This window comes from uncultured Brevundimonas sp. (assembly GCF_963975535.1).
Classification (GTDB): domain Bacteria; phylum Pseudomonadota; class Alphaproteobacteria; order Caulobacterales; family Caulobacteraceae; genus Brevundimonas.
On record NZ_CAXBHE010000018.1, the window covers coordinates 1 to 26,213 of the forward strand.

Consider the following 26,213-nt stretch of genomic DNA (forward strand, 5'->3'; position numbering starts at 1 on the left):
GCTGATGTTGCCGCCGAAGGCGTCGGCCTGGATCGCGTCACCCGCTGCCGCCGTCACGGCCGCCGTGGAGATGCTGAGCGCATTGGTACCCGCGGTCCGGGCGTAGATGCCGCCGGCGGCCCCGCCGCTGACCAGACCATTGGCGTCGATGGTGACCGTGCCGGCCGATGACAGGGCCAGGATACCGTAACCACTCTGGCTCGACAGCGGGGTCGGGTGACGGTCGGCGTCGAAGGTCACCGGGTCGCCGCCCGTGGCACTGACCGCGCCGACGTGGATGCCGATGTTGCCGGCCGTCTCCGCGTACACGCCCGGTCCGCCGGCGGCCGTGATGGGGCCGGTCGAACGGTCAAGCAGGGTGCCGATATTGATCGCGCCGGTGCCGGTCCGGGCGAAGATGCCGGTCTGTCCCGCGACCGCGCCATCGACATTGATGTCGATGCCACCGCTGTTCTGGTTCTCGGTGTAAATGCCGGCGGATTCCTCGCCGCCGGTCACGCTGCCCGCCATGGCGATCGTCAGCAGTCCGCCATTGGCCCGGGCGTCCACGCCGGACCCGTCCCGGCCGATGACGTGCGAACCGGCCGCCGAGCTCACCGTGACCGCGCCCGTCGAACCATTGACGACGCTGATCCCGGTTTCGCCGCTGACGGTGCTGGCCCCGGTCACATTGACCTGAACCGCGCTGTTCCCGCTGCCATACCGTTCGGCGTAGACGCCGAAGCCATTGGTCGCGCCGGCATCCGCCGTGGATATGGTGACGTCACCGCCGCTGGACGCACCCCGAATGGCGTCAGACAGGCCCGTCACCGAGCCGCCGGAGACGATGTTCACCGAGCCGGTATCGGAATAGCCATAGATACCGTAGGCGCGCAGGCCACTGACGGCCCCGGTCGTGTAGATGTCGATTCCGGAGGCGGCGGGCGCACCGATCGCCGCACCGATCCGGCCGTCATCGCTGCCGGAACTGGCTGCCACGGCCTCGTACAGGGTCGAGTCAACCGAGCGGGCGTAGATGCCGTCATAACCACTGACGATGCCCCCCGTCGCAGAGATCGTGATGGCACCCTGGGCCTCGGAGTTGGCATAGATGCCATCACCCATATAGCCGTCCGACCGCTCGTGCGACACGAGGTCACCGAGGGCGGTGATGAAGATGTCACCGGCATTCGTCTGGGCGCTGATCGCGGTTGCGCCGGTCCCGGTTACGGTGTCGGCGGCGCGAACGGTGATCGAATTGCTGGCCAGGGCACCGTTGTTGACGCCGACGATGCCGTAGAAGCCCGTGCTCAACACGGGTCCGGTGACGTCGATCAGGACGCGACCATTGGTACCGGCGTACTGGCTGGCGGCGACGATCGCGCGATTGCGGGCGGTGACCGCACCGGCATAGACGCTGACGTCGCCGGCACCGAGGGCGTTGATGCCATTGCCGTTGAAGCCGCCCGTGATCAAGCCGCCGATCCGCTGATCGGCGGTCCCGACGGTGACGGCGCCCAGGCCGCCGATGTTTTGGGCGATCAGGCCCGTGCCGTACAGGCTGGTGACCGGGCCCGCGGCATGCACCGTTACGGTGCCGGCGCCGGCGTTCTCCGCCAGAAGACCACTGCCGTAGGCCTGGATCGAACCGGTGGTGGCGATGCTGACATCACCCGTCCCGGCATAGACCGTGACGGCACGGCCGCCGACCGTGGTCACGGAATCGGCGGTCACGCTGACCGCGGCATTGCCGGTGGCCCTGACGTTGATGCCGCCCGCGGCACCACCCGTCACCGGCCCGCTGGCGGCGACGTTGACGTTGCCGCCGGTCGCGTTGACGTTCACGGCAAATCCGGAAGAGGCCCCGGCGTAGAGGTCTGAACTGCCGCCGACGGTGGTGACGGTTCCGACCCGCAGGTCGATATCCCCGGCCGTGGCGGCATAGAGGCCGGCACCACCGGTCGAGCTGATCGTGCCATTGGACGTCAGGTTGATGTCACCGGTCTGACTGTACAGGTTCACGCTGGCCCCGTCGGTGGCCGTGATGCTCGACAGGCCGTCCAGGGCCGTGACGTTGATCGCGCCGGAGACGGTGCGGACATCAACCCCGTACTGACCATTGGCGAGGATGGCTACCGGCCCGGTCAGGGTCAGGGACGCCCCACCCGTGCCCGTCGGGGCCGGGATAGCGCCCAGTCCATCAAAGACCAGGGGCGTGACCGACTTCATCATGGACACTTCGGACACCGACAACACCACGCCGGATCCATTCGAGGTGACGTTGCCGCCGATATTCACCGTCTGCGAACCCTCACCGCCCTGGGTATCGAGATTCAGACCGACGGTATTCCCGGAAACGGCTGCAGTCGTATTGACCGTGATCGCGCCGCCACGCGAGAAGGCGTAGACTCCGACGTTGCTCGGCGCGGTCGCGCCGCCGATAGCAGCCCCGACGTTGACCGTCGTGGCCCCGTCCGCGGCCTGCGAGTGGATGCCGGTCTCGCCCCCGTCGATCGTGCCGCCGGCTCCGGTGCGAATGTCGATTGTGCCCGCGTAAAAGCTGTAGGCCTCAATGCCGGTTCCCGGAGCGGAGACCCCGTCCTCATCGTCCCGCTCGTACAGGGAGATGGCGGTCGTAATGCCCGTGCCCTGACCGATGACAATATTGCCGTTGCCGTCTGTACTGGCGGAGATTCCGCCGTAGTAGGCATCGATCGTACCGCCGACGGAATCGATAGTGATGTCAGCGGCATCCGTGCGTGCGCTGATGCCGGAGCCCGAGACGTGGATGGTATTGGCCCCGTTCAGGACCGTGACCGATCCGCCGTTGGACGAGCCGGCTTCCAGACCGTTGCCGCCATTGGCGGTAAAGGTGTTGCCACCGCTGGACGTGTCGAGCAGGAGGGATTCTGAACCGGTGTAGACAGTGACGGCGTGGCCATTTGAGCTATGGATCTGGGAATTCCCGTCGACAACCACGGTCAACAGGCCAGCCAACGACGCGTCGGATTCGAAGTTCAGCGCCGTCCACACGGCGCTGATCTCGGCACCGGTGGCCGTCTGGGTGTCGTTGTTTTCATCGGAATACACACTGACATAGCCGCCGGTCCCACCGTCGTAGATCGTACCGCTGGTTGTCGACACCGTGCCGGCGGTCAGGGCCTGACCCGGCGCGCCGGTCAGGGTGGACTGGGCCATGGCCGGCGCAGCGCAGAACAGGCCAAGCACCAGGAGCGAGGTGCTGGTCATCATGGCCGCGTTGCGGCTGGTCTTGGTCGTGTTCACTGGTGTCATCCCCGGGCACAGCGGTGCCAAATTAGAATCTTGGCTGCGGGGATAGCTCAGGAGATCACCCTGAAACTATAGCGGTTTGTCCCAATCTTGGGACGATACGCCGGGCGCGCGAAAACGCCGGTCAGGTCGGCACTGCCGGGGGGCGGAAACGGGACTCCCTCCGCGGCCGGACGCCCGGAATCATTGGAATTCGCTGTCCGGGGGGGCACCACCGCCGGCCTCAACCAAGCGGTCGCAGCCATGGCCACAGACGACCGGAACATCGTTCACAGCGGAAAATTCGACTGCCCGTGAGCGCATTTATCAGCACCGGGATCGCGCCCAGCCCCCGCTCCCCGCAAGCCGGGGTCGCCGAAGTCGCGGCTACCCGGCCGAATAGCTGGTCTTGATCTGGGTATAGAAGTCGGCGGCGGCAAAGCCCTGCTCTCGCGGGCCGTAGCTGGACGCCTTGGTGCCGCCGAACGGCACATGATAGTCGACCCCGGCCGTCGGCAGGTTGACCATGGTCATTCCCGCCTTCGCCCGGCGCTGGAAGTCGCGCGCATGTTTCAGCGACTGGGTCACGATCCCCGCCGACAGGCCGAACTCGACCCCGTTGGCGACCGCGAGGGCTTCCTCATAGTCCCTGACCCGGATGGTCGAGGCGACCGGACCGAACACCTCTTCATTGTTGATTCGCGCATCGGCGGAGGTGTCGGCGATCAGGGTCGGCTGGACGTACCAGCCCGGCTTGTCCATGTTCAGACGCTCGCCGCCGGTGACCACCCGGCCCCCGTCCTCGCGGGCGATGTCGATATAGCGATAGGAGCTCTCGCGCTGGGCATCGCTGACCGCCGGGCCCATCTGGGTATTCGGATCGAGAGCGTCGCCGACGCGCAGCCCCTTCACCTTCTCGGCCAGGGCGGCGACGAAACGGTCGTGGATGCCGTCCTGCACGATCAGGCGGCTGGAGGCGGTGCAGCGCTGTCCGGTGGCAAAGAAGGATCCGTCCAGCGCAATGGCCACGGCCCGGTCCAGATCGGCGTCGTCCAGCACGATCAGCGGGTTCTTGCCGCCCATCTCCAGTTGCACCCGCGCCTGACGCTTCATCGCATTTTCGGCCACGCCCGCGCCCACGGTCTGGGAGCCGGTGAAGCTGATGCCGACGACGTCCCTGTGCGCGACGATGGCCCGACCGACGTCGCCGTCACCGATGACCATATTGACCACGCCCGCGGGCAGGCCCGCCTCATGCAGGATGGCGATCAGCGCCTCGGCCGTGGCCGGGGTCGGCCCGGCGGCCTTGAGCACCACTGTATTGCCGAAGGCGATGGCCGGGGCGATCTTCCAGGCCGGGATGGCGATCGGGAAATTCCACGGCGTGATCAGGCCGAACACCCCGATCGGCTGGCGATAGGTCTGGATCTCGACGCCCGGCCGGATCGAGGCCAGGTTCTGGCCGTGCAGGCGCAGGGCTTCGCCGGCGAAGAATTTCAGCACCCGCCCCGCGCGGGCCGTCTCGCCGATGCCCTCGGCCAAAGTCTTGCCCTCCTCGCGCGACAGCAGCCGGCCGAGGGCCTCGCGCCGCTCCAGGATCAGGGTGCCGGCCCGGTCCAGGATGTCGGACCGCACCTCGGGCGAGGCTTCCGACCAGGCGGGGAAGGCCGCGCTGGCGGCGTCCACGGCCTGCCCGACCTCGGCCGCCCCGCCCTTCGGCGTCCTGGCCACCACGTCGCGCGTGTCGGACGGGTTCAGGCTCTCGCCGGGACGGTCAGCCTCCACCTTCTCGCCACCGATCCAGTGCGACAGTTCCAGCGTATCCGACATGGCGATGATCCTTCGTTGCGGTAAGGCGCGCAGGCGGTGCGGGCACACCGGGCGCTGCGACAGAGATAGGCTCAACCGCCAGCGAAATCAGCCCTCTGCCCGCACCAATTCGGCGGCACAGGTCCCGACCCCACGCGGGCAGGACGGAAACGATCTAGGCGGGGGGCGTTTTCTGACCGCTGCCCCCGGGAGGGCCGACCGCATCCCCGATGCCGAAGGTCCTGGCGAATCCGAACAGGGCGTCCTCGAGCACCGACAGCTTCAGCCGGTAGATGACCTGCTTGCCATCCTTGGTCGCCTCCACCAGACCGGCCTCCTTCAGCACGGTGAAATGGGCCGACATGGTCGGCTTGGCGAAGCTGAATTGATCGGCCAGTTCCCCGGCGGTCATCGGCCGCTGGCGCAGCAACTCCAGCACCCGCCGGCGCGTCGGATCAGCCAGGGCCTTGAACACGGAATTCATGCCGCTTCGTTTAGCCAGCCGCCTAAGCGAAGTAAATCCGCCCCGCTACGCCGCGCGGCTACCCGATCTTGACCCCCGGCGGCGGCACGCTGTCGGCCGGCACGAAGAAGTCGGGCATCAGGGCCTTGGACGGATCGACGCTGTAGATCCCGAAATCGCGCACCCCCTGTTCATACAGGAAGCTGTCGTCGATCAGGAACCGCCCGGTTAGCTCCCGCGCCGGCTGGCAGAAGATGGCGTGGGCCGCATCGGCCATGATCTCGGGCGTCCGGCAATGGGCCAGACCGTCCTTGCCGGTCAGGGCGAATTCGATCGCCGCCGTGGCGATGGCCGTGCGCGGCCACAGGGCGTTGAAGGCGATCCCCTCGCCGCGGAACTCCTCGGCCATGCCCAGCATGGCCAGGCTCATGCCGTATTTGGCCATCGAATAGGCGACGTGCGGTCCGAACCAGTGCGGCGACAGGTCCAGCGGCGGCGACAGGGCCAGCACATGCGGATTGGCCGCCTTCTGCAGGTGCGGCAGGCAGGCCCGCGACACCATGAAGGTGCCCCGGGCGTTGACCTGATGCATCAGGTCATAGCGTTTCATCTCGGTGGCCAGCGTCCCGGTCAGCTGGATGGCCGAGGCGTTGTTGACGCAGATGTCGATGCCGCCGAACCGGTCCACGGCCGCAGAAACCGCCGCATTGACCGAGTCCTCGTCGCGCACATCGACGATCAGCGGCAGGGCCTGACCCCCGGCCGCCTCGATTTCCTCCGCCGCCGAATAGATGGTGCCGGGCAAATGCTTGTGCGCCTCGGCGGTCTTGGCCGCGATGACTACATTGGCCCCGTCCCGCGCCGCGCGCAGGCCGATGGCCAGGCCGATGCCCCGGCTGGCCCCGGTGATGAACAGCGTTTTTCCCTGCAGTGACATCGGCCTTGGCTCCGGGTGGGTTTCAATGGAAAACGGATACGGTGCATAAAGACACAGAACTTCAGACCGAGCGAGAGGCCGTCATGACCGCATTCCAGATCACCCGCGACGGCCCCGTCGCCCATCTGCGCCTGACCCGGCCCGAGGCCTCCAACGCCCTCGGCATGGAATTCTGGCGCGCGTTCGGCCCGGCGCTGAAGGCCCTGGACGCCGCCGGTGACGTGCGCGCCCTGGTCCTGTCCGGCGACGGCCGCAATTTCTGCGCGGGCATGGACATCTCGGTCTTCTCGGGCGGGTCCATCCTCAACACCGACACCGCCGCCGCCCGTCAGGCCTTCCACCAGTCGGCGCGCGAGCTGCAGGACTCCCTGACCCGGCTCGAGCGCGTCCGCTTCCCGGTCATCGCCGCCATCCAGGGGGCCTGTGTCGGGGCCGGCCTCGACATGGTCTCCGCCTGCGACCTGCGTCTGGTCTCGCAGGAGGCGTATTTCCGCATCGAGGAGATCAATATCGGCATGATGGCCGATATCGGCAGCCTGCAGCGCCTGCCCAGGACCCTGCCCGACGCGGTGGTTCGGGAACTGGCGTATCTGGGCACCACCCTGACCGCCGAGCGAGCCGAGCGGCTGGGCTTCGTCAACGCCGTCCTGCCCGACCCCGAGGCCCTGCTGGCCGCCGCCCTCGACATGGCCCGCGCCATTGCCGCCAGGGCCCCGCTGGCCGTGTCGGGCTCCAAGGCCGCCATCGTCCACGCCCGCGACCACACTGTGGCCGAGGGGCTGGAATGGGCCGCCGTCATGCAGGGCTCGATCTGGAACCCGGCCGATATCCTGGCCGCGATCCAGGCCCGGACCCTGAAACAGCCGGGCGATTTCGCCGACCTGGCCCCGCTGGCCTCGGTGCTGGCCCCGGACGACTGACGCCCGGACCGCGCCGGCTAGTCGCCGAAGGCCGCGGACCGGTCACCCATCGGCTGCACCGCGCGATTCGACGCGCCCAGCGCCGCCGACAGGGCGGCGATCTGTTCGCCCGAGGCCGCGATCGGCGTCGACAGTACGTTCCAGCGCACCCCCTCGGTGCAGGGCGGTGTCGTCAGCGAGCCGGCATAGGCGAAATAGTGCCGGTCGTCCGGCAGCAGCAGCACCGGATAGACGCCCGGCCGGGTCACGCCCGCCTCGCCCGCCTGCGACGGCAGGGCCGCCAGCAGCGACGCCAGCGCCGGATTGGCCGCCCCCTCGGTCACGAATACGCCGACCACGGCCAGGGCCCCGTCGGCGTTGCGGTTCACGAAATGTATCTCGAGCGGGTAGCGCTTGCCGTCCAGCGTATGTTCGCTGGGCGCATGGAAGTGGAACTGCACCAGATCATAGGCGTCGGTGCCGATCCGGGTCCGCCCGGCCGCGTCCGGCGTGAACTGCAGGGTGTGACCGTTGTTGAGCAGGGTCCCCGCCCCGGACGCATAATCGGTGGCGATATCCGGCAGGTCGACCGCGTCGGCGGTCGTCAGCGCCACCGGCGACTGGGCCGTCCCGACCGGACACTCGCCGCCCCAGCGCGCCTGGTCCGCATAGCTCCAGTGCGCTGCCGCCCCGGCCGGGGCCTTGACCGGCGCGGTCTCGCTGGCCGGCTTGCAGGCTGCCAGCGCCAGAACCGCTGCCGTCGCCACCATGAGTCTCATCGGTCGTCTCCCCCTTGGCCGTCACCGGCCCCGCTTCCGTACAGGTACCATTGACCGGCCCCTTATCAACCCGCCCCGGGCCGCGCGCCGATCCGGGTCAGGCCTCGCCATCGAACCCGGCGGCCTCAACCAGCTGCGCCAGCACCTCGTCGTCCGCGACCTGGTGAAAGTCAGCATAGAAGGCCCCGACGCTGCGGAACTCGACCGGGCTGGCCAGGCAGATCAACAGATCAACCTCGGCCCGCAGCGTCGCCAGACTGGTCTCCGGCATGACCGGAACGGCCAGAATCACCCGCCCGGCCCCGCGCGCGCGCAGTTGCTGGATGGCCACCCGCGCCGTCGCCCCCGTCGCCAGACCGTCATCGACCAGGATCACGGTTTTTCCGGCCGGGTCCGGATGGGTCCGGTTGCCGAAATAGAGCCGGCGACGCCGTTCGATCTCGGCCAGGGCCAGGGCCTTCTCCCGGGCCAGATAGAGCGGGCTGGCCCCACTCATGCGTTGCACCGCCTCATTGACGACCATCTGCGGAAAGCCGCCGTCGACCACCGCCGCCAGGGCCACCTCCGGATGGCCCGGCGCTCCGATCTTCCGCACCAGAACCAGGTCAAGCGGGGCATCGAGGGCGCGGGCGACCTCCAGGGCCACAGGCACGCCGCCGCGTGGCAGGGCATAGACGATCGCATCGGTTTCGCCCGATGCGACCACCTGCTCCGCCAGCTGCCGCCCGGCCTCGGTACGATCGGCAAAGAGTGGGCGTTGAACGGTCATGTCGGTTCCCCCTCCGCGCCTCAGTGCGCCATCAGAAAACAGACGTCGCCGTGGTTGAGCAGGGACCGGGTCACCCCGCCCAGCATCCATTGCCGTATCCGGCCGTGGCCATATCCGCCGGCGATCACCAGCCCGGCCTTGCGCCTGGAAGCCTCGGCCAGGATACGGACCGTGGTCGGATCGCCGTTGTCGGCCAGCGGAGTCGGCGTGGCCTCGATCTGGTGTCGCTTCAGGAACTGGCAGACATCCGCGGTCCGGGTACCGGCCAGCGCCATGTCCGGCGCGGCCGCCACCTCGATCACGTCGACCCGCGAGGCCATGCGCAGCAGGGGCAGGGCCTCCGCCACCGCCTGCCGGGACTCGCGGGTATCCTTCCACGCCACCAGGACAGGCTCGCCCACCGGAGACCGCGCCCGGACCGGCGGCACGACCAGCACCGGCCGACCTGCGGTCAGGATGACATCGCCGGGATCCGGGGCCCGGAACGGCGCGCCCCTGGCCTTCTGGGCGATGATGATCAGGTCCGCCGCCCGGGCGTCACCGGCCAGCATCCGGCCCGGGGAGTCCAGACCGGCCCGCCACTCGGCGCGTACCGACCGGGCGTCGGTGATTTCCCGGAAACGCGCCCCGGCCCGCTCGACCTCGGACTCCGCCGTCTCTCGATAGACGGCCAGCACCTCGCCCATCCCGGCGATCGGTGCCAGCATCGGCGGCTGTGGCAGGCTGGCCGACAGACCGATCAGCAGGGCGTCGAAACTGACAGCCAGATCGCAGGCCAGTTCGACGCGGGCGTCGCTCTCGTCACCTTCATCGACGTAGACAAGCAGGCTCGGGCAGGTCATCGCGCAATCCTCCTGGGGCCTCACCAGACATCACATCCGGGATCGCCGGGCCTTGATCAGGATCAAGGTCAGACCGCCACCCCGGCTCCACTGTTCGGGACGTCGGACAGGAGGACGCCATGGACAAGACCACAGGACAATCGGTGCGGTTGCTGGCGTCGATGCTGGCCATGGCGGTCGCCGGATGCGGTGCCGTCGATTCACGCCAGGCCAGCCCCGCCTCGCCTGCGCCCGACCGGACCCGGCTCGAGGCGGTGGAACGCGGACGTGTCTTCGTCACCACCGCCTGTTCCGGCTGTCATGCCATCGGCCGCGAAGACGCCAGCCCCCTCGCCGCGGCCCCGCCGCTGCGCGACATTGCCGCCCGCCGGGATCCCGAGTCCCTTGCCGACGGCTTCGCCGAGGGGCTGGTCACCAGCCACCCGGACATGCCCGACTATGTCTTCCGCGCCGGCGAGATCGACGACCTGATGGCCTGGCTGGAAACGCTGGGGCAGGACCGACCGCCGCCCCGGTGAGCGCCCGTCCGCAGCAGGTGACGCCTGGGCATGGCGGGGCCTTGGGCCGGTGACGGCGCAGAGGGCGCGGTCTAGGACTCCAGGCCCGCCCAGATGGCCTTGATCTGATCGGCCAGGGTCATCGGATTGAATGGTTTGGGGATGACCGCGACGGCCCCCATGGCGAGATACTGTTGAACCTCGACCTCCTGAACCCGCGCGGTCATGAAGACGACCGGCATCGCATCGAGACCGGGGTCGGCTTTCAGCGCCATCAGGGTCGCCGGACCGTCCAGCCCCGGCATCATCACGTCCAGCAGGATCAGATCGGGTCGGACCGTCGCCGCCTCCGCCAGGCAGCGGGTCCCGCTGTCCAGCCCGGTGACGGTCAGTCCGCCGACCAGTTCGAGGCTGATCTTCGCCACTTCCAGAATGTCGGGATCATCGTCGACGCACAGGACATGGTTCAGCACGTCAGTCATGACCGGTCACTCCTGAGGGGGTCTCGCCGGTCGCGATCGACCGCAGAATCGCTTCAACCATATCGGCCTCCGACAGGCGGGACTTGACCATCGCCACGGCCACATCCGGCACGACACTGTCCGGAATCTCCGCCGCCGTCAGGATCGCGACCGGGATCGCGCCGTCGTCGCGATCCCTCAGGACCGGCAACAGCGACAGGCCGTCCCCGTCCGGCAGTCCGATGTCCAGGACCACCAGGGCGTACCTCTGCCGGGCGACCAGGCTCAGGGCCTGACGGACGCTTGTTGCCGTCACCAGTTCGGCCCGACCATGAAGGGCGGCGGCCAGAAACCGGCTGAAGTCCGCGTCGTCCTCGACATGCAGGATGCGTGGCAGACGCCGGTCTTCGCCGGCCTCACCGCGCGGGGCATTGCCGGTGATGGGATCGTCGCCGGGCTCCGGCCGGTCCGCGGCCGCGGCCGGAACCTCGATCCAGAAGGTGGAACCGGCCCCGACCTCGGTATCGAAGCCGATCTCGCCGCCCATGTGTTCGATGATCTGCCGGCTGATATGCAGCCCCAGTCCGGTCCCGCCCCGTGCCCGCGTGATCGAGGAATCGCTCTGCGAGAATTTGTCGAAGATCTCCCGGCTGAATTCCGGCGTGATCCCGGGGCCGCGATCGGCCACCGAGACGCGAATCCGTCCTGTCGCTGTCACCGCCGCAGACAGGGTGACCGTCCCCGCGTCCGGCGAGAATTTGGCGGCATTCGACAACAGGTTGGACAGGACCTGGATCAAACGGTCGGCATCGACCCTGACCGCCAGATCGTGATCGATCGGCTCTACGGCGAGGGCCACGTTGAAGTGCGCGGCATAGGCAGTATTGGCCTCGGCCGCCTGGGTGACCAGCCGGGCCACCTGATGGGTCTGGGTATTGAACCGCATCTGGCCGGAGGCCAGCTTGTCGATGTCGAGGATGTCGTTGATCAGCAGGATCAGCCGTTCGCAATTCTTGGACGCAATTTCCAGCAGACGCGACGCCGTCGCCGGCAAATCCCGGGCCATGGTCCCGACGATCAGCCCCAGCGATCCGCGAATCGACGTCAGCGGTGTGCGCAGCTCATGACTGACCACCGAGATGAACTCGCTCTTGAGCTGGTCCATCGCCTTGCGGTCGGTGATGTCCTGGACCTGGATGATGAAGTATTTCGGTGCGCCGTCGACATCACGGACCAGCCCGACATTGACCAGGGCCCAGATGATCCGGCCGCTGCTGTGATAGTAGCGCTTCTCGGTCTGGTAGCTGTTGATCTCTCCGGCCAGGACCTGACGCCGCAGCTCGATCGACGCGGCCAGGTCATCCTCATGGGTCAGGTTGTGGATGTCGCTGCGCAGGAGGTCCTTCCGGCTGCAGCCGAACAGGCCGCACAGGGACGGACTCACCTTGAGCCAGCCGCCGGCCAGCGAACCCAGCCCCATCCCGATCGGCGCATATTCCATCGCCGCCCGGAACGTCTCCTCACTGTCTTGCAGCGCCCTTTGCTGTTCCAGCCGTTCCGTGACGTTCTCGGCCACGCCCAGATAGCCGGTGATCTCGCCGGAGTCCTCGCGCAGCGGCGTCACCGTCAGGTTGACCGGGAAGCGGTCGCCGTCCTTGCGGATATAGGTCCACTGGCGCGATTCCACCCCGTCCCGCTCGGCCATCAGGGTGAAGACCGCAAAGCCCGGCTCGACCGGATGGTCCAGCTCGCGCCCCAGGCTCGCGGCCCGGGCCGCGACCTCATCGGGCGCGTGCCAGATCGCCGGGGTCCGGGTGCCGACCACCTCGCCGGCCGCATAGCCCAGAGCGTCTTCCGCCGCCCGGTTGAACAGCACCACCGTACCGACCCGGTCTGTCGCGATGATCAGATAGGCGGAGCTCGTCAGGATGGCGTCGTTCAGCCGGTTGGACCGCACCAGATAGGCTGATTTCATCCGTGCCATCAGAACGGCGCGCATGGTCAGGGCCAGCAGGGCCGCGATCATCAGCCCCCCGACCAGCAGCATGACCGGCAGGAAGGACGCCTGGTTTCGCACCACCGAAACGGTGGGGGTGACCGACAGCCGCCAGACGGTGTCGGCCACACGGATGTCGCGGCTGACCGTCCGCGTCGGCATCAGGGCCTGGCCGTCCGGCGCGCTGGCGTAGAGGATACGATCGTGATCGGTGATGGTCAGCGCATAGCTGTCGCTGATCGCGTTGCCCAGCGCCCCCTCGAACAGGCCGTCCGTCGCGAACACCGCCGCCATGAAGCCGGCGAACCGGCCGTCCCGCCGCACGGTCGAATAGGCGATGATGGCCCGGTAGCCCTGCACCAGATCGAGCGGTGGCGTGAGGGTGAAGGTGGATCGCGACACCGCCCCGTTCAGTGCATCGACCCTTGCCTTGTCGAACAGAATATCCAGACCGACGATCGACTCATTACCGGCCACCGGCTGGACCCAGCGCACATGGAAGCTGTCGTCGATCCACTCCACCGCCCTGAGGCCGGGAAATTGCTCGATATAGCCGTCGGAATCGGCCCGCCATTCGGCCTCTGACGTGCCGCCCGCGGCCTCCCAGCGCCGTCCCATCCGCCGCAGCGCCTGCAGCCGGTCGCGCATGTCGACGGTGATCAGCAGGGCGACCGTGTCCGCCTGTTCCCGCACCACATCCTGCACAAAGACCTGCTCGCGCTGCCGGGCCGTGTCGTAGAGATAGGCCGCCCCCCCGGCGGCGATCAGGAAGACCAGGATCGGGGCCGCGTATTTCTGATCCCTCAGCAGCCATTCCATCGACTCCGTGGTGCGCACCGATCCGAGAATCACGAACATGCCGAACAGGCCAGTGAACAGCAGTCCCCCCACCAGCACCAGCAACGGCTGGTCCGATCTGTGGGCCTTTTCAAACGCTGGGGTGCTGCACCACACCGCCTGCCAGGTCCGATGCATGACGGTGACCGGCCGGCTGACCACATAGGTCGGGGCGCGCGCGTCGCCCCGGGCCCCGGCGCTGTCATAGATCAGGGAGTCCCCGGATTCCGCGGTTCCGTCATGGAGTTTCAGCTCCAGACTCCTGCCCTGGCTGCTGGTCAGGCCGGCGAGCAGGTTGCGGGCGATGAAGGGGGCGTAGATCCAGGCTCTCAGGTTCTCGCTGCGCTGCTCGGCCGTCCGCGTCGGGGCACCGGCGCGATAGACCGGACGCATCATCAGAAATCCGGGGGTGCGCTCATCGTCCTGGACCAGGATGATCTTTCGGGTGATCGCCGATGCGCCGGTGGCACGGGACACCGTCGCCGCCTCCAGCCGGTTGTCCTCGAAGCCGGTGTTGAGTCCGACGGCGGGACCGTTCAGCTCGATCGGCTCGATATAGGTGATGACATTGAGGGGCCGCCCGGGGGCCTCGGGATGGATCGCGAACAGCGGCGCGCCGTCCGCCTGCATCCGGGCGACCAGGGCGTCCCGCCCGGCGGGCTCGACCGGCAGGATCACACCGATCCCGTTGATGCCGGGAAACTGGTTCCGGATGTTCAGCGTCTCGACATAGGCGCGCCAGTCGGCCCGCGAGAGATGTTCCTTGCCCTGGTAATAGGCCGCCGCGCCCAGCAGGGCATAGTCGTAGGACGTCATGCGAAAGCGCAGCGCGTCCTCGCTTTCGGCGGTCAGGGCGGCGAACGCGGCCTGCCCCTGCTGATGGACATTCTCGGACGTGATCTTCCAGGCATAGAGGGTCAGCCCCAGCGGCACGATCAGGACCAGGGCCGTCAGCACGGACCATTTCGCCAGCGGCCGCCCCTTCCAGGACGGCGGCTGCGGATTGCCCGGTGCCGCCAGGACCAGCGGCATGAAGACGAACACGCCCAGGACGTCGCCCAGCCACCAGGTCGCCCAGTTGCCGACCACCTCCGCCGGCGTGATGAGCCCCGCCGTCAGCAGCGTGCCGACCCCCACGCTCGCGGCGATCACACAGACCAGGGGTCCGCTCAGCCCCATCAGGATGACCAGACTTCGCGCCCGGTGCAGCGCCAGCGGCAGGCCCACGAACCGCGTCACCAGCCAGCGACCGACGAGCGCCTGCAGGGTGGACCCGACCGCGATTCCCCCGGCGGTCAGAACCTTGATCCCATCCACGCCGCTCTCGAGGCTGACGCCGTTCGAATTGATCAGGTTCAGCAGGAAGGAACCGATCAGCACGCCGCCCCACAACCGCGGCCCGTAGACCAGCAGCATGCCGACGGCGAGGCCCGAGGCGGGCCAGATCACGGTCGCATAGCCCGGTGGCACCGCCAGCAGCAGGCCCAGCTTTCCGGTCAGAACATAAAGTACCGCGAGTATGGCCGTCCTGGCCGCAAGGCCCTGGCCCAGCCTGGCAATCTCCATACCGCGTCAGTCCGCCCGGATCGCAGGCCACGACGGGAGTCCCGGAGCGGTCGCGTCGGGTCGCGCGTACGGGCCGTTGGGCAGGGTCGGGAGCATATCCAGGTGTCGCGGTTCTCGTCAGCGGTGGACGTCACTGTGGTGACGGCCGCCTTAAGGACCTGATAAGCCTGAAGTGCGGGCTGTCCCTAGTCGATCACCTTCAGCAGCTGCTCCGTCAGCGGCGGCTTGCCCGGCACCAGCACGTCGACGACGCGCCACGACTGGCCCTCCTTCAGCAGCTTCAGTGTCTGGGTGCGCGTCTCGCCCAGATTGGTGAACACCACCACCGCCTCGGCCTCGGCCGCACCGGTCTCGGTTACCACGACGGAGTCGAGCGTCAGCCCGTCGCTGTCCTGGCAGCCGCAGATCGGGTCGTGGTTCAGATAGGGCACCTCCCCGTCCGCCTTGCGGAAATCGGCCCCGATCATGGCATTGAGCGTCCGCCCGTAGATCGGGTCGCGACCCGGCGGCAGCGCCTCCAGACCGCCGCCCGGCTCGGCATAGACGGCATAGAGGGCACGAACGAACGACTCGGGCCCGTCCAGCGCCGCGGCATAGATGGCCGGTCGTCCCGGCGGCAGGGCGGCGACGACCTCGGCCGCCGGCTGGATATGGGTCGGCTCATGATCGGAACAGGCCCCCAGCCCCCCGACGACAGCCAGGGTGGCGAGAGCGAACGGTACGGCCGGAAACGGAACACGCATGCGAAATCTCCCTCTGACGCCACTATCCCGTGACCCTCCCGCGCTGGCAAGGCACACACCGGGTATGGCGCAGCCCCCCGCCCCTCTGCTAGACCGCCCGGACCATGACCGTCCGCGTCCTTCGCCCGATTTCGATTAGCCACCCGGCGTAAGACCCCCGAAGACGGGGGTCGGGGCCTCGGCCTCGCCTACGCCGGGATCGAACCTGACGCGTCAGACGGCCAGCCGGCCGGCGGCGCGCCCGAATGACCTGCGAACGATCACCCTGAACACGCCGAGACACCTCATGGCCGACGCCAAAACTCCCGAGTCCCCCACCGGCCGCGACTATCGCGAGACGGTCTTCCTGCCCGAGACACCCTTCCCCATGCGGGGCGGTCTGCCGCAGAAGGAACCGCTGATCCTCGAACAGTGGGGTGACCTGTACGGCACCCTGCGGGCCGCCCGTCAGGCGCAGAAGGCCCCGCTGTACGTGCTGCACGACGGCCCGCCCTATGCCAACGGCGACATCCACATCGGCCACGCCCTCAACAAGACGCTGAAGGATTTCGTCGTCCGCAGCCGCTTCCTGCTGGGCTATGACGTCGACTACGTCCCCGGCTGGGACTGCCACGGCCTGCCGATCGAATGGAAGATCGAGGAGCGCTTCCGCAGCCAGGGCAAGCGCAAGGACGAGGTCTCCAAGGCCGATTTCCGCGCCGCCTGCCGCGAATACGCCGCCGGCTGGATCGACGTGCAGCGTGACCAGTTCAAACGCCTCGGCATCACCGCCGACTGGGACAACCGCTACGCCACAATGGATTTCGCCACCGAGGCGGCCATCGTCCGCGAGTTCCACAGGTTCAAGAATTCGGGTCAGCTGTACCGCGGCTCCAAGCCGGTCATGTGGTCGCCGGTCGAGCGCACCGCCCTGGCCGACGCCGAGATCGAATACCACGACCATGTCAGCCCCACGATCTGGGTCAAATTCCCCGTCACCGGCGCGACCGACGACCATCCCGACGACCTGCTCAGCTTCCGCCACGCCAATCCGTCGATCGTCATCTGGACCACCACCCCGTGGACCATCCCGGCCAACCGTGCCCTCAGCTACGGGCCCGAGATCGCCTACGGCCTCTATGAGGTCACCGCCATGGAGACCGGGCTGGAGTTCGAGCCCTGGGCCAAACCGGGCGACCGGCTGATCCTCGGCGACAAGCTGGCCGAGGACGTCTTCAAGGCCGCGAAGATCGCGACCTGGACGCGACTGGAGACCATCAATCCGTCCGGCCTGGAATGCGCCCACCCGCTGGCCGCCCTGTCGTCCGGCTACGGCTACTCCGTACCCCTGCTGGCCGGGGATCACGTCACCGACGACGCCGGCACCGGCTTCGTCCATACCGCCCCCGGCCACGGGGCCGACGACTTCGAGGTGTGGAAGGCCCACGGCCATCACGAAGTGCCGGACACGGTCGACGCCGAGGGGGCCTACTATCCCTCCGTCCCCCTGTTCGCCGGCCTCAAGGTGCTGGAGACCGAGGGCAAGAAGACCGGCAAATTCGGCCCCGCCAATCCGGCGGTGATCGAAAAGCTGATCGAGGCGGGCACCCTGCTGGCGCGCGGCCGGATGGAGCATTCCTATCCGCACAGCTGGCGCTCCAAGGCCCCGATCATCTTCCGCAACACCCCGCAGTGGTTCATCTCCATGGATGAACCGCTCAAGGACGGCGACACCCTGCGCGACAGGGCCCTGACCGCCATAGACGCGACCGCCTTCCATCCGGTCGCCGGCAAGAATCGCATCCGCTCGATGGTCGAGGGGCGTCCCGACTGGCTGATCAGCCGGCAGCGCGCCTGGGGCACGCCCCTGGCCATGTTCGTCGACAAGGAGACCGGCCAGCCCCTGCATGACGCCGAGGTCGACGCCCGCATCCTGGCCGCCATCACCGAGGGCGGGGCCGACGCCTGGTTCGACCGCCCCGACGCCGACTTCCTCGGCAGCCACGACCCGAAACGCTACGAGAAGATCGGCGACATTCTCGACGTCTGGTTCGACTCCGGCTGCACCCATGCCTTCACCCTGGAGCCGCGCGTGCCGGCCCTGGGTTATGCCGGCGACCGCCCGTCGCACTGGCCCGCCGACCTCTATCTCGAAGGCTCGGACCAGCATCGCGGCTGGTTCCAGTCCAACCTGCTGGAAGGGTGCGGCACCCGCGGCCGCGCCCCCTATGAGGCCGTGCTGACCCACGGCTTCACCCAGGACGAGAACGGGGAGAAGATGTCCAAGTCCAAGGGCAACACCACCGACCCCGCCGTGATCATCCGGGAGTCGGGGGCCGACATCCTGCGCCTGTGGGTCGCGCTCGTGGACTATGCCGAGGACCAGCGGATCGGAAAGCAGATCCTGCAGACCACGGTCGACGCCTATCGCAAGCTGCGCAACACCGTCCGCTATCTGCTGGGGGCCCTGGCCGGATTCGACGAGGCCGAACGCCTGCCGCTGGACCAGATGCCGCCGCTGGAGCAATTCATCCTGCACCGGCTGTGGGAACTGGATGGCCAGGTGCGCGACGCCTATGCCGACTATCGCTTCCAGGACGTGGTCCGCCCGGTGCTGGAGTTCTGCTCCAACGACCTGTCGGCCCTGTATTTCGACATCCGCAAGGACGCCCTCTATTGCGACCGCCCCGACGCCATACGTCGCCGCGCGGCCCGCACTGTCATGCATGAGGTGTTCATGCGCCTGACCGCCTGGCTGGCCCCCCTGACCCCCTTCACCATGGAAGAGGCCTGGACCACCCGCTATCCGGACGCGGGCAGCAACTGCCTGCGCGTCATCCCCGAGACCCCGGCCGCCTGGAAGAACGCCGAGGAGGCGCGGCGCTGGGCGTCGATCGAGACCGTGCTGGAGGTCGTCAACGAGGCGCTGGAAGAGTCGCGCCGCGCCAAGACCATCGGCGGGGCGCTGGACGCCTGGCCCGTCGTCACCGGCCCGGCCGACGCCTTCGCCGCCTTCGCGGGCCTGGACCCGGCCGAGGTGTTCCGCACCTCGGGGGCCGAACTGGTCACGGGCGGCGACGCCGTGACGGTCGAGGTCAAACTGGCCGACCACCCGAAATGCGCCCGCTCCTGGCGCCGGGTGCCGGACGTCGGCTCCGACCCCGCCTATCCCGAGCTCAGCGCCCGCGACGCGGATGCGGTGCGCTGGTGGGACGGTGCCCGGGCGGGGTGACCCCGCGCCCGGGGTGAGGGAGGGGGCGGGAACAATCCCCGGAGTACCCCACGGCGCAGGACCCTTCGCCGCACCCTGCAGCACGCGCAACAATCCTGCGGTTTTTCAGGGTGTTGATGCACGACCTTCCCGCCTTGACCTGCGCCCCCCTCGCCTATAGGTTCCGCGCCGAATTCAGACCCGTTCCGGCCCTGTCGGAACGCTGAGCAAAACAACCCATGTCCCTGCCCAAGGAATCGCGCGAAGAGGCGATCAAACGCCTCAACGACAGCGCCTCGGCTCTGGAAGCGCGAACCGCGCCGAAAGAGCATCAGGCAGCCGGTCATGCGGCGTCGAGCCAGGCGTGGCGTATCCTCGCCGACCTGTTCGGCGGTGTGTTTGTCGGTCTGGCGGCGGGCTTTCTCGTGGACCGGTTCTTCGGAACCGCCCCCGCGGGCATTATCGGCGGTGTCCTTCTGGGCTTCGCCGTTTCGATCTGGATGGCGCGCCTGACGGCGAATCGTCTGATGGCGCAGGCAAAACGCGAAGGCGAGCCAACCCCGGCTCCCGTCGACGAAGACGAAGAAGACTAAGGACCCGATGGCCGATCCGATTCATCAGTTCCAGATCGTCAAGATCGTGGACCTGCCCGACGCGACCCTTCCGGTCCTGGGCACGGTCGATTTTGCCATCACCAATTCGCACATCGCGATGACCGTCGCCTTTGGCATGGTCGTGCTGTTCCTGTCGCTGGTGACCGCGAACGCCCAGGTCGTTCCGGGCCGGCTGCAGGCCGCCGGCGAGACCCTGTTCGGCATGATCGACAACCTCGCCGAGTCGATCATCGGCCACGAGGGCAAGACCCTCTTCCCCTTCATCTTCACGGTTTTCACCTTCATCCTGGCGATGAACCTGCTCGGCCTGTTCCTGAGCTTCACCGCCACCTCGCAGCTGGCCGTCACCGCGACCTTCGCGCTGCTGACTATCGGTCTCGTGCTGGTCATCGGCTTCGCCAAACACGGCCTGGGCTTCTTCAAGCTGTTCGTGCCGTCGGGCGTGCCGCTGCCGCTGCTGCCGGTCATCGTGCTGATCGAGTTCGTGTCCTTCCTGCTGCGGCCCGTCACCCTCGCCCTGCGTCTGTTCGGTAACATGCTGGGCGGCCACGTGGCCCTGAAGGTGTTCGCCGGCTTCATCGTATCGCTGGGTGCCCTCGCCGCCGGCGGTGGCCTCGGCTATCTCGGCATCCCGGGCGCGGCCCTGTCGCTGAGCATGGTCGTCGGCCTGACGGCCCTGGAGTTTCTCGTGGCCTTCCTTCAGGCCTTCGTGTTCGCCGTTCTGACCTGCATCTACCTCAACGATGTGGTCAATCTGGGCCACGGCCACTAGGCCAAAGCCTTTCTTTCACCCCCACCCACCCAGACCAACCAGGACTAGAGATTATGGAAGTAGAAGCAGCCAAGGCCATCGGCGCAGGCCTCGCGACCCTCGGCATGATCGGTGCCGGCATCGGCGTCGGCAACATTTTCGGCAACTTCCTCGCGGGTGCCCTGCGCAACCCGTCGGCGGCCGGTGCCCAGATCGGCAACCTGTTCGTGGGTGCCGCGCTCGCTGAAGCCCTCGGCATCCTCGCCTTCGTTCTCGGCGTTCTGATCTACTTCGGCTGATACCGTTTCCGGCGGCGGCGCATCTCCCGGTGCGCCGCCGCGCCTGATTTCAAGACAGACGATCCATGGCCACAGCAATTGAACCCGTCCTGAATACCGATGCGCACGCACCGGTGAATGTCGCGGACACGCACGCCTCGACCGAAGCTGCCCACGGCGGCGAGGGCGGCGGCCTGCCCCAGTTCGAATTCCAGCACTGGGTCGGCCAGATCATCTGGCTGATCGTTCTGTTCGCCATCCTCTACCTTCTGATTTCAAAAGTTTTCGCGCCGCGCATGCGCGGCGTCATCGACCAACGCGCCGCGACCATCGCCACGGCCGTGGAAACGGCCCGCCAGGTCCAGATCGAGGCGGCCGGCCAGGCTGAGGTCGCCAAGGCCGAGGTCGCGGAAGCCCGCGCCACTTCACGGTCCCTGGCCACCGCCGCCAAGACCCGCGTGGCCGACGAGGCCGCCCGTCGGGGAGCCGCCGAGGAGGCCGTGGTCAACGCCCGTATCGCCGAGGCCGAGACGGCCATCGGCAAGACCCGCGATGCCGCCATGACCAATGTCACCACCATTGCGGCCGATACGGCCGCCGCCATCGTCGAACGCCTGACCGGCACCAAGGCCGCGGCCGGCGAGATCGCCGCGGCCGTCAAGGGAGCCGCCTGATATGAATATCTTCTTCGAATGGGCCGCATTCTGGGACATCGCCAACCCCGAACTGTGGGTCGGCATCGGCCTGGTCCTGTTCCTCGGCATCCTGGTCGTCGCCGGCGTGCCGAAATTGATCGCCGGCCAGCTCGATGCCGCCGCCGCCAAGATCCAGGGCGAGCTTGACGAGGCCACCCGCCTGCGCACCGAGGCCGAGGCCCTGCTCAAGCAGATCCGGGCCGAGAAGGCCGACGCCGAGATCCAGGCGGCCCAGATGCTGGCTGCCGCCGAGGCCGATGCCCGCATCATGGAGACCGAGGCCAAGGCCAAGCTGGAAGAGACCCTGACCCGTCGTCAGGCCCTCGCCGAGCAACGCATCGCCCAGGCCGAGGCCCAGGCCACGGCCGAGGTCAAGGCTGCGGCTGCCGATCTGGCCGCCCGCGCCGCCGAACAGATTCTCGCCGCCCGTCTGGCCGGTCAGACCAAGGACCCGCTGGTCGATGCCGCCATCGCCCAGATCGGTACGCGCCTGAACTAGACGGTCCCGCACACCCGTCGATCGAGGCCCCGCCGGACGACCGGCGGGGCCTTTGTCGTTTCAGTGCGCGGTCGCGCCGTCGATCGACGTCTGGGCGTGCCGCTCACGGGCGAGCATCCGGGCGTAGACGTTACCCAGCACGACCCCGAACACCGCATGGGTCAGCAGCATCCAGCCGACCACACCGAAGCCCGTCGGGCCGGTGAAGGTGCGCGGATCCCCGATCATGATGATGACCAGCATCAACAGCACCCAGGAGCCGACGGCAAAGGCGATCCCCTTGGTTTCGGGCGTATAGGTGGGCAGACGGCTGTACAGGATCCCGAACAGGGGCCCCAGGATCACCGTGCCCGTCAGCAGATGGACGGCCCAGCCGACGGACAGGTTGCCGTCCATGCCGATCAGGTGGGCCAGCACCGCCGGAAACGGGTCAAACCATTTGAGAAACAGGACATTGACCAACTCGAGTGCCGAGACTGCGACCGTGGCCAGCAGACCGGCGACCATGCCTTTTTGTACGCGTGACATCATGACATCTAGCGCCTCCCAACGCTGTGGTTCGCTGATTTCCGCGAGGTGAAGCATACGCCTGCAGGGCGTATTTTTGTTCACATTCGCGTGCGCGCGATCGGGAGGCGGCTAGCGGGTCAGGCGGCGGATCTGGCGGCGGGTGAATTTCCGCAGCCGCGGCAGCACCCGGTGCGAGCGTTTCAGCACCAGTTTCTCGGCCCGCAGCGCCTGTTGCCAGAAGATCGGGGCGAACTCCGGATTCTTGCGCAGCAGGCGACGGAACGGATAGACGAATTTGGGCCGCTTGCGCTGGGCCCGGATGAACTGCCGCTTGGCCCAGTAGGAGTTCTTCAGCACCATCGCCAGGCCCAGCATCGACACCGGCACGCCCAGCGGACCCGGAATCGGTGCGATCGCGATCCCGGCCAGGAACAGGCCCACACCGGCGGCGATCTGGCCCCAGCGTGCGGCCCGGTCGAACACCGGCGCTGACCGCCGGAAGCGGTCATAAGGCTCGGAAAAGGACATAGCGAGGGTCACGATGGGTCGGTCTCAAACGGGATTACTGGCAACGCCCCGGATCGCTTCCGGTTCATCCTGACCGACGACGACTCGCCGACCGTGATGACCTTGCCACAATGACCTTTACAGAGCGTTCCAAGGCCGAACCGTGGCGGCCGGATGAACCTTCTGTAAGACGCCCCCGACCGCGTCCGTCCCGTGGCCGATCAGCCACAGGACGGGTCACCACGCCCGCGTCTAGGTAGCGGCGATATTGGAACCGGCAGGCGCGGTCCAGCGCAGCTGCGGTGAACGGGCCGCGCGGGTCTCGTCCAGACGCTTCAGCGGCGCGTGGAACGGGGCCCCCTTGAAGCGGTCGACATCCCCGGCTTTCGCGGCCTCGGCCAGAGCCCGCATCGCCACGATGAATCGATCCAGCTCCTGCTTGGACTCGGTCTCGGTCGGCTCGATCAACATGGCCCCGTGGACGACCAGCGGGAAATACATGGTCATCGGGTGGAAGCCCTCGTCGATCATCGCCTTGGCGAAATCGAGGGTGGTGACATCCGTGCCCTTCAGCCAGCGATCGTCGAACAGGGCCTCGTGCATGCACGGCCCCTCGGGGAAGGCCACGCTCATCACATCCGACAGCCGCGCCTTGATGTAGTTGGCGTTCAGCACCGCGTCCTCGGCCACCTGACGCAGGCCGTCCGAGCCGTGGCTCATCATGTAGGACAGGGCGCGCACGAACATGCCCATCTGGCCGTTGAAGGCGCACAGCCGGCCGAAGGCCTGGACCGCCTCGTCCTCGGCCCGCTCGACCAGTCTGAAGCCGTCCTCGCCACTGACGACCCAGGGGGCTGGGGCGAACGGGGCCAGGGCCGCCGACAGCACGACCGGACCGGCCCCGGGCCCGCCGCCGCCGTGCGGCGTCGAGAAGGTCTTGTGCAGGTTGATGTGCATCGCGTCGACGCCAAGGTCGCCGGGGCGCACCCGGCCGACGATGGCGTTGAAATTGGCCCCGTCACAATAGAAATAGGCCCCGGCCTCGTGCGTCAGCCGGGCGATCTCGATGATGTCGCGCTCGAACAGGCCGCAGGTGTTGGGGTTGGTCACCATGATGGCGGCGACGTCGGGGCCCAGCTTGGCCGCCAGGTCTGCGACATCGACCCTTCCGTCGGCGGTCTGGGCCACCTCGACCACCGTATAGCCGACGAAGGCGGCCGTCGCCGGATTGGTCCCGTGGGCCGAGGTCGGCACCAGCACCTTGTTGCGCGGATGCGCCGAGCGCAGCCCCTCCCCCGCGGCCCGGTGAGCGGCGCGGATGGCCATCAGGCCGCACAGCTCGCCATGGGCTCCAGCCTTGGGCGACATGGCCACGGCGGGCATGCCGGTCAGGGTCTTCAGCCAGTGGGCCAGCTGGTCCATCAGATCCAGCGCGCCCTGCACGGTCGAGACCGGCTGCAGCGGGTGGATGTCGGCGAAGCCCGGCAACCGCGCCATCTTCTCGTTCAGGCGCGGATTGTGCTTCATCGTGCACGAACCCAGCGGATAGATGGCCAGGTCGATGGCGTGGTTCTTCTGCGACAGCCGCACATAGTGACGCATGGTCTCGGGCTCGCTCAGGCCGGGCAGGCCGATCGGGTCCTTGCGGACCAGATCACCCAGATCGCTGCCATTCGTCTTCGGCGTGGCCAGGTCGACGCCGGTCTTGCCCCAGCCGTCCCGCTCGAACAGCAGCATCTCGTCCTGCAGCAGGCCGCGGCCGCCGGTCAGGGTGGCGGGCTTGCTATCGACGGTGTTCGGCGTGGTCGGGCGGCCGACGGTGTTCATGGTGCTCATGATCGGATCCCTCAGGCGGCCAGAACGCGCGTCAGCGCGTCGGCGAGACTCTTGATGTCTGCGGCGGTGGTGGTCTCGGTCGCGGCGACCAGCAGCACATCGTCCAGTCCGGCCTCCGGAGCCAGTCGGCTGTAGGGCACACCACACAGAATGCCCTGCCCGGCCAGGGTCTCGACCACGCCGGCGGCCGGCCTGGGCAGCCTGACCGCGAACTCGTTGAAGAAGCGCCCGGTCAGCACCTCGACCCCCGGGATCGTCGCCAGGGCGTCCCGGGTGGCCACCGCCGCCTCGTGGTTCAGCAGGGCCAGACGGCGCAGGCCGGTCTCGCCCAGCAGGGTCATGTGAATGCTGAAGGCCAGGCAGCACAGGCCGGAATTGGTACAGATGTTCGAGGTCGCCTTGTCGCGGCGGATATGCTGCTCCCGGGTCGACAGGGTCAGGACAAACCCCCGCGCGCCGTCAGCGTCGACCGTCTCCCCGGTCAGCCGGCCCGGCATCTGGCGGATCAGTTTTTCGCGGCAGGCGAACAGGCCGATATAGGGCCCGCCATAGTTCAGGGCGTTGCCGATCGACTGGCCCTCGGCGGCGACGATGTCGGCCCCCATCTCGCCCGGCGACTTCAGCAGGCCCATCGACACGGCCTCGGTCACCACGACGATCAGCAGGGCTCCGGCGGCGTGGGCAGCCTCGGCGATCCTGGTCACGTCGGTGGCAGTACCGAACACGTTCGGGGTCTGGACCACGACACAGGCGGTGTCCGGACCGATCTGGTCGATCACCGCGGCCTCGGCGTCGATCGCGGCGGCCAGCACCTGGGTCTCGACCCCGACGGCGTGGACCACGGTCTCGGTCGCCTGGACATAGTGGGGATGCACCCCGCCCGAGATCACCGCCTTGTTGCGGCGGGTCACGCGGGTGGCCATCAGCACGCCCTCGGCCATGGCGGTCGAGCCGTCATAGAGGCTGGCATTGGCCACCTCCATTCCGGTCAGGTTGGCGACCTGGGTCTGGAACTCATACAGATACTGCAGCGTCCCCTGGGCGATCTCCGGCTGATAGGGGGTGTAGCTGGTCAGGAATTCCGAACGCTGGATCACGTGGTCGACCGTGGCCGGCACATGGTGGCGATAGGCCCCGGCCCCGCAGAAGAAGGGCACCGACCCGGCCGCGACGTTGCGGCCCGCCAGCGCCGACAGCGCCCGCTCGACCTCCATCTCCCCGGCCACGCGCGGCAGGTCGACGAAGCCCTCGCGCTGCGCCGGTTTCGGCACATCCACAAACAGGTCATCGATCGACTTCACGCCGATTGCCGCCAGCATGGCGGACCGGTCATCGGGGGTCAGGGGCAGGTAGCGCATGTTCTATTCCGCTCATCCCGGCGAAAGCCGGGACCCAGTGTTATGGGCGATCAGTGTCGCCGATCGGTCTAAGCCGCTCATCCCATGCACACTGCCTCACGACAGGACTGGGTCCCGGCTTTCGCCGG

The 26,213-nt window shown here is 67.9% G+C and carries 22 protein-coding genes; 8 read left to right on the plus strand and 14 right to left on the minus strand.

What is annotated here, in order from left to right; translation table 11 throughout:
- From AACZ75_RS15365 to AACZ75_RS15380, 4 genes are all read right to left on the minus strand, one after another.
- Window positions 1-3,264, minus strand: a 3,264-nt coding sequence (locus AACZ75_RS15365; protein ID WP_339874060.1) for a hypothetical protein, incomplete at its 3' end; no start/stop codon positions are given.
- A 372-nt stretch (window positions 3,265-3,636) separates the two neighbouring features.
- Window positions 3,637-5,079, minus strand: a complete 1,443-nt coding sequence (locus AACZ75_RS15370; protein WP_339874062.1) for an aldehyde dehydrogenase family protein — start codon at window positions 5,077-5,079, stop codon at window positions 3,637-3,639.
- Window positions 5,080-5,233: 154 nt separating this feature from the next.
- Window positions 5,234-5,542, minus strand: a complete 309-nt coding sequence (locus tag AACZ75_RS15375) for an autorepressor SdpR family transcription factor (RefSeq protein ID WP_339874063.1) — start codon at window positions 5,540-5,542, stop codon at window positions 5,234-5,236.
- Window positions 5,543-5,600: 58 nt separating this feature from the next.
- Window positions 5,601-6,458: an NAD(P)-dependent oxidoreductase gene (locus tag AACZ75_RS15380; protein WP_339874064.1), complete on the minus strand. Its 858-nt coding sequence runs from the start codon at window positions 6,456-6,458 to the stop codon at window positions 5,601-5,603.
- Window positions 6,459-6,541: 83 nt separating this feature from the next.
- On the opposite strand from AACZ75_RS15380, the gene AACZ75_RS15385 reads away from it, so the two are divergent.
- Complete coding sequence (locus AACZ75_RS15385; protein ID WP_339874065.1) at window positions 6,542-7,378, plus strand: enoyl-CoA hydratase-related protein; 837 nt, start codon at window positions 6,542-6,544, stop codon at window positions 7,376-7,378.
- A 17-nt stretch (window positions 7,379-7,395) separates the two neighbouring features.
- Here the strand turns inward: AACZ75_RS15385 and AACZ75_RS15390 are convergent, their stop codons facing one another.
- The 3 genes from AACZ75_RS15390 to AACZ75_RS15400 form a co-directional block, all read right to left on the minus strand.
- The gene (locus AACZ75_RS15390) at window positions 7,396-8,136 is read right to left on the minus strand and encodes a carbonic anhydrase family protein (protein WP_339874067.1); all 741 of its coding nucleotides are present in this window, start codon (window positions 8,134-8,136) and stop codon (window positions 7,396-7,398) included.
- A 97-nt stretch (window positions 8,137-8,233) separates the two neighbouring features.
- Window positions 8,234-8,905, minus strand: coding sequence for a phosphoribosyltransferase family protein (locus AACZ75_RS15395; protein ID WP_339874069.1), 672 nt, complete (start codon window positions 8,903-8,905; stop codon window positions 8,234-8,236).
- A 20-nt stretch (window positions 8,906-8,925) separates the two neighbouring features.
- Window positions 8,926-9,747: a universal stress protein gene (locus AACZ75_RS15400; protein ID WP_339874071.1), complete on the minus strand. Its 822-nt coding sequence runs from the start codon at window positions 9,745-9,747 to the stop codon at window positions 8,926-8,928.
- 119 nt (window positions 9,748-9,866) lie between these two features.
- Here AACZ75_RS15400 and AACZ75_RS15405 point away from each other — a divergent pair, with 119 nt between their 5' ends.
- Complete coding sequence (locus AACZ75_RS15405; protein ID WP_339874073.1) at window positions 9,867-10,265, plus strand: cytochrome c; 399 nt, start codon at window positions 9,867-9,869, stop codon at window positions 10,263-10,265.
- A 71-nt stretch (window positions 10,266-10,336) separates the two neighbouring features.
- Here the strand turns inward: AACZ75_RS15405 and AACZ75_RS15410 are convergent, their stop codons facing one another.
- The 3 genes from AACZ75_RS15410 to AACZ75_RS15420 form a co-directional block, all read right to left on the minus strand.
- Window positions 10,337-10,726: a response regulator gene (locus AACZ75_RS15410; protein ID WP_339874075.1), complete on the minus strand. Its 390-nt coding sequence runs from the start codon at window positions 10,724-10,726 to the stop codon at window positions 10,337-10,339.
- Window positions 10,719-15,104 carry a CHASE domain-containing protein gene (locus tag AACZ75_RS15415; RefSeq protein WP_339874077.1) on the minus strand — a complete coding sequence of 1,462 codons (4,386 nt, stop codon included), beginning with the start codon at window positions 15,102-15,104 and terminating at the stop codon, window positions 10,719-10,721. Before AACZ75_RS15415 ends, AACZ75_RS15410 begins: the two co-directional genes overlap by 8 nt.
- Before the next feature lie 185 nt (window positions 15,105-15,289).
- Window positions 15,290-15,847, minus strand: coding sequence for a DUF3828 domain-containing protein (locus AACZ75_RS15420; protein ID WP_339874079.1), 558 nt, complete (start codon window positions 15,845-15,847; stop codon window positions 15,290-15,292).
- 286 nt (window positions 15,848-16,133) lie between these two features.
- On the opposite strand from AACZ75_RS15420, the gene ileS reads away from it, so the two are divergent.
- The 6 genes from ileS (at window position 16,134) to AACZ75_RS15450 (ending at window position 21,874) form a co-directional block, all read left to right on the plus strand.
- Window positions 16,134-19,058, plus strand: a complete 2,925-nt coding sequence (gene ileS, locus AACZ75_RS15425; protein WP_339874080.1) for an isoleucine--tRNA ligase — start codon at window positions 16,134-16,136, stop codon at window positions 19,056-19,058.
- Window positions 19,059-19,276: 218 nt separating this feature from the next.
- A complete protein-coding gene (locus AACZ75_RS15430) occupies window positions 19,277-19,630 on the plus strand; it encodes an AtpZ/AtpI family protein (protein WP_339874082.1) in 354 nt (117 codons plus the stop codon).
- A 7-nt stretch (window positions 19,631-19,637) separates the two neighbouring features.
- Window positions 19,638-20,423 carry a F0F1 ATP synthase subunit A gene (locus AACZ75_RS15435; RefSeq protein ID WP_339874084.1) on the plus strand — a complete coding sequence of 262 codons (786 nt, stop codon included), beginning with the start codon at window positions 19,638-19,640 and terminating at the stop codon, window positions 20,421-20,423.
- 53 nt (window positions 20,424-20,476) lie between these two features.
- On the plus strand, window positions 20,477-20,701 hold the full coding sequence (locus AACZ75_RS15440) for a F0F1 ATP synthase subunit C (protein WP_339874086.1): 225 nt from the start codon (window positions 20,477-20,479) through the stop codon (window positions 20,699-20,701).
- Window positions 20,702-20,766: 65 nt separating this feature from the next.
- Window positions 20,767-21,354 carry a hypothetical protein gene (locus tag AACZ75_RS15445; RefSeq protein WP_339874088.1) on the plus strand — a complete coding sequence of 196 codons (588 nt, stop codon included), beginning with the start codon at window positions 20,767-20,769 and terminating at the stop codon, window positions 21,352-21,354.
- A 1-nt stretch (window position 21,355) separates the two neighbouring features.
- Window positions 21,356-21,874, plus strand: coding sequence for a F0F1 ATP synthase subunit B (locus tag AACZ75_RS15450; RefSeq protein WP_339874089.1), 519 nt, complete (start codon window positions 21,356-21,358; stop codon window positions 21,872-21,874).
- A gap of 60 nt (window positions 21,875-21,934) precedes the next feature.
- Here the strand turns inward: AACZ75_RS15450 and AACZ75_RS15455 are convergent, their stop codons facing one another.
- The 4 genes from AACZ75_RS15455 to gcvPA all read right to left on the minus strand — a co-directional run bounded on the left by AACZ75_RS15455 (window position 21,935) and on the right by gcvPA (window position 26,085).
- A complete protein-coding gene (locus tag AACZ75_RS15455; protein ID WP_339874090.1) occupies window positions 21,935-22,405 on the minus strand; it encodes a DUF6789 family protein in 471 nt (156 codons plus the stop codon).
- A gap of 108 nt (window positions 22,406-22,513) precedes the next feature.
- On the minus strand, window positions 22,514-22,924 hold the full coding sequence (locus tag AACZ75_RS15460) for a hypothetical protein (RefSeq protein WP_339874091.1): 411 nt from the start codon (window positions 22,922-22,924) through the stop codon (window positions 22,514-22,516).
- A gap of 219 nt (window positions 22,925-23,143) precedes the next feature.
- Complete coding sequence (gene gcvPB / locus AACZ75_RS15465; protein ID WP_339874092.1) at window positions 23,144-24,727, minus strand: aminomethyl-transferring glycine dehydrogenase subunit GcvPB; 1,584 nt, start codon at window positions 24,725-24,727, stop codon at window positions 23,144-23,146.
- 11 nt (window positions 24,728-24,738) lie between these two features.
- A complete protein-coding gene (gene gcvPA, locus AACZ75_RS15470; protein WP_339874093.1) occupies window positions 24,739-26,085 on the minus strand; it encodes an aminomethyl-transferring glycine dehydrogenase subunit GcvPA in 1,347 nt (448 codons plus the stop codon).
- Window positions 26,086-26,213: the final 128 nt, after the last annotated feature.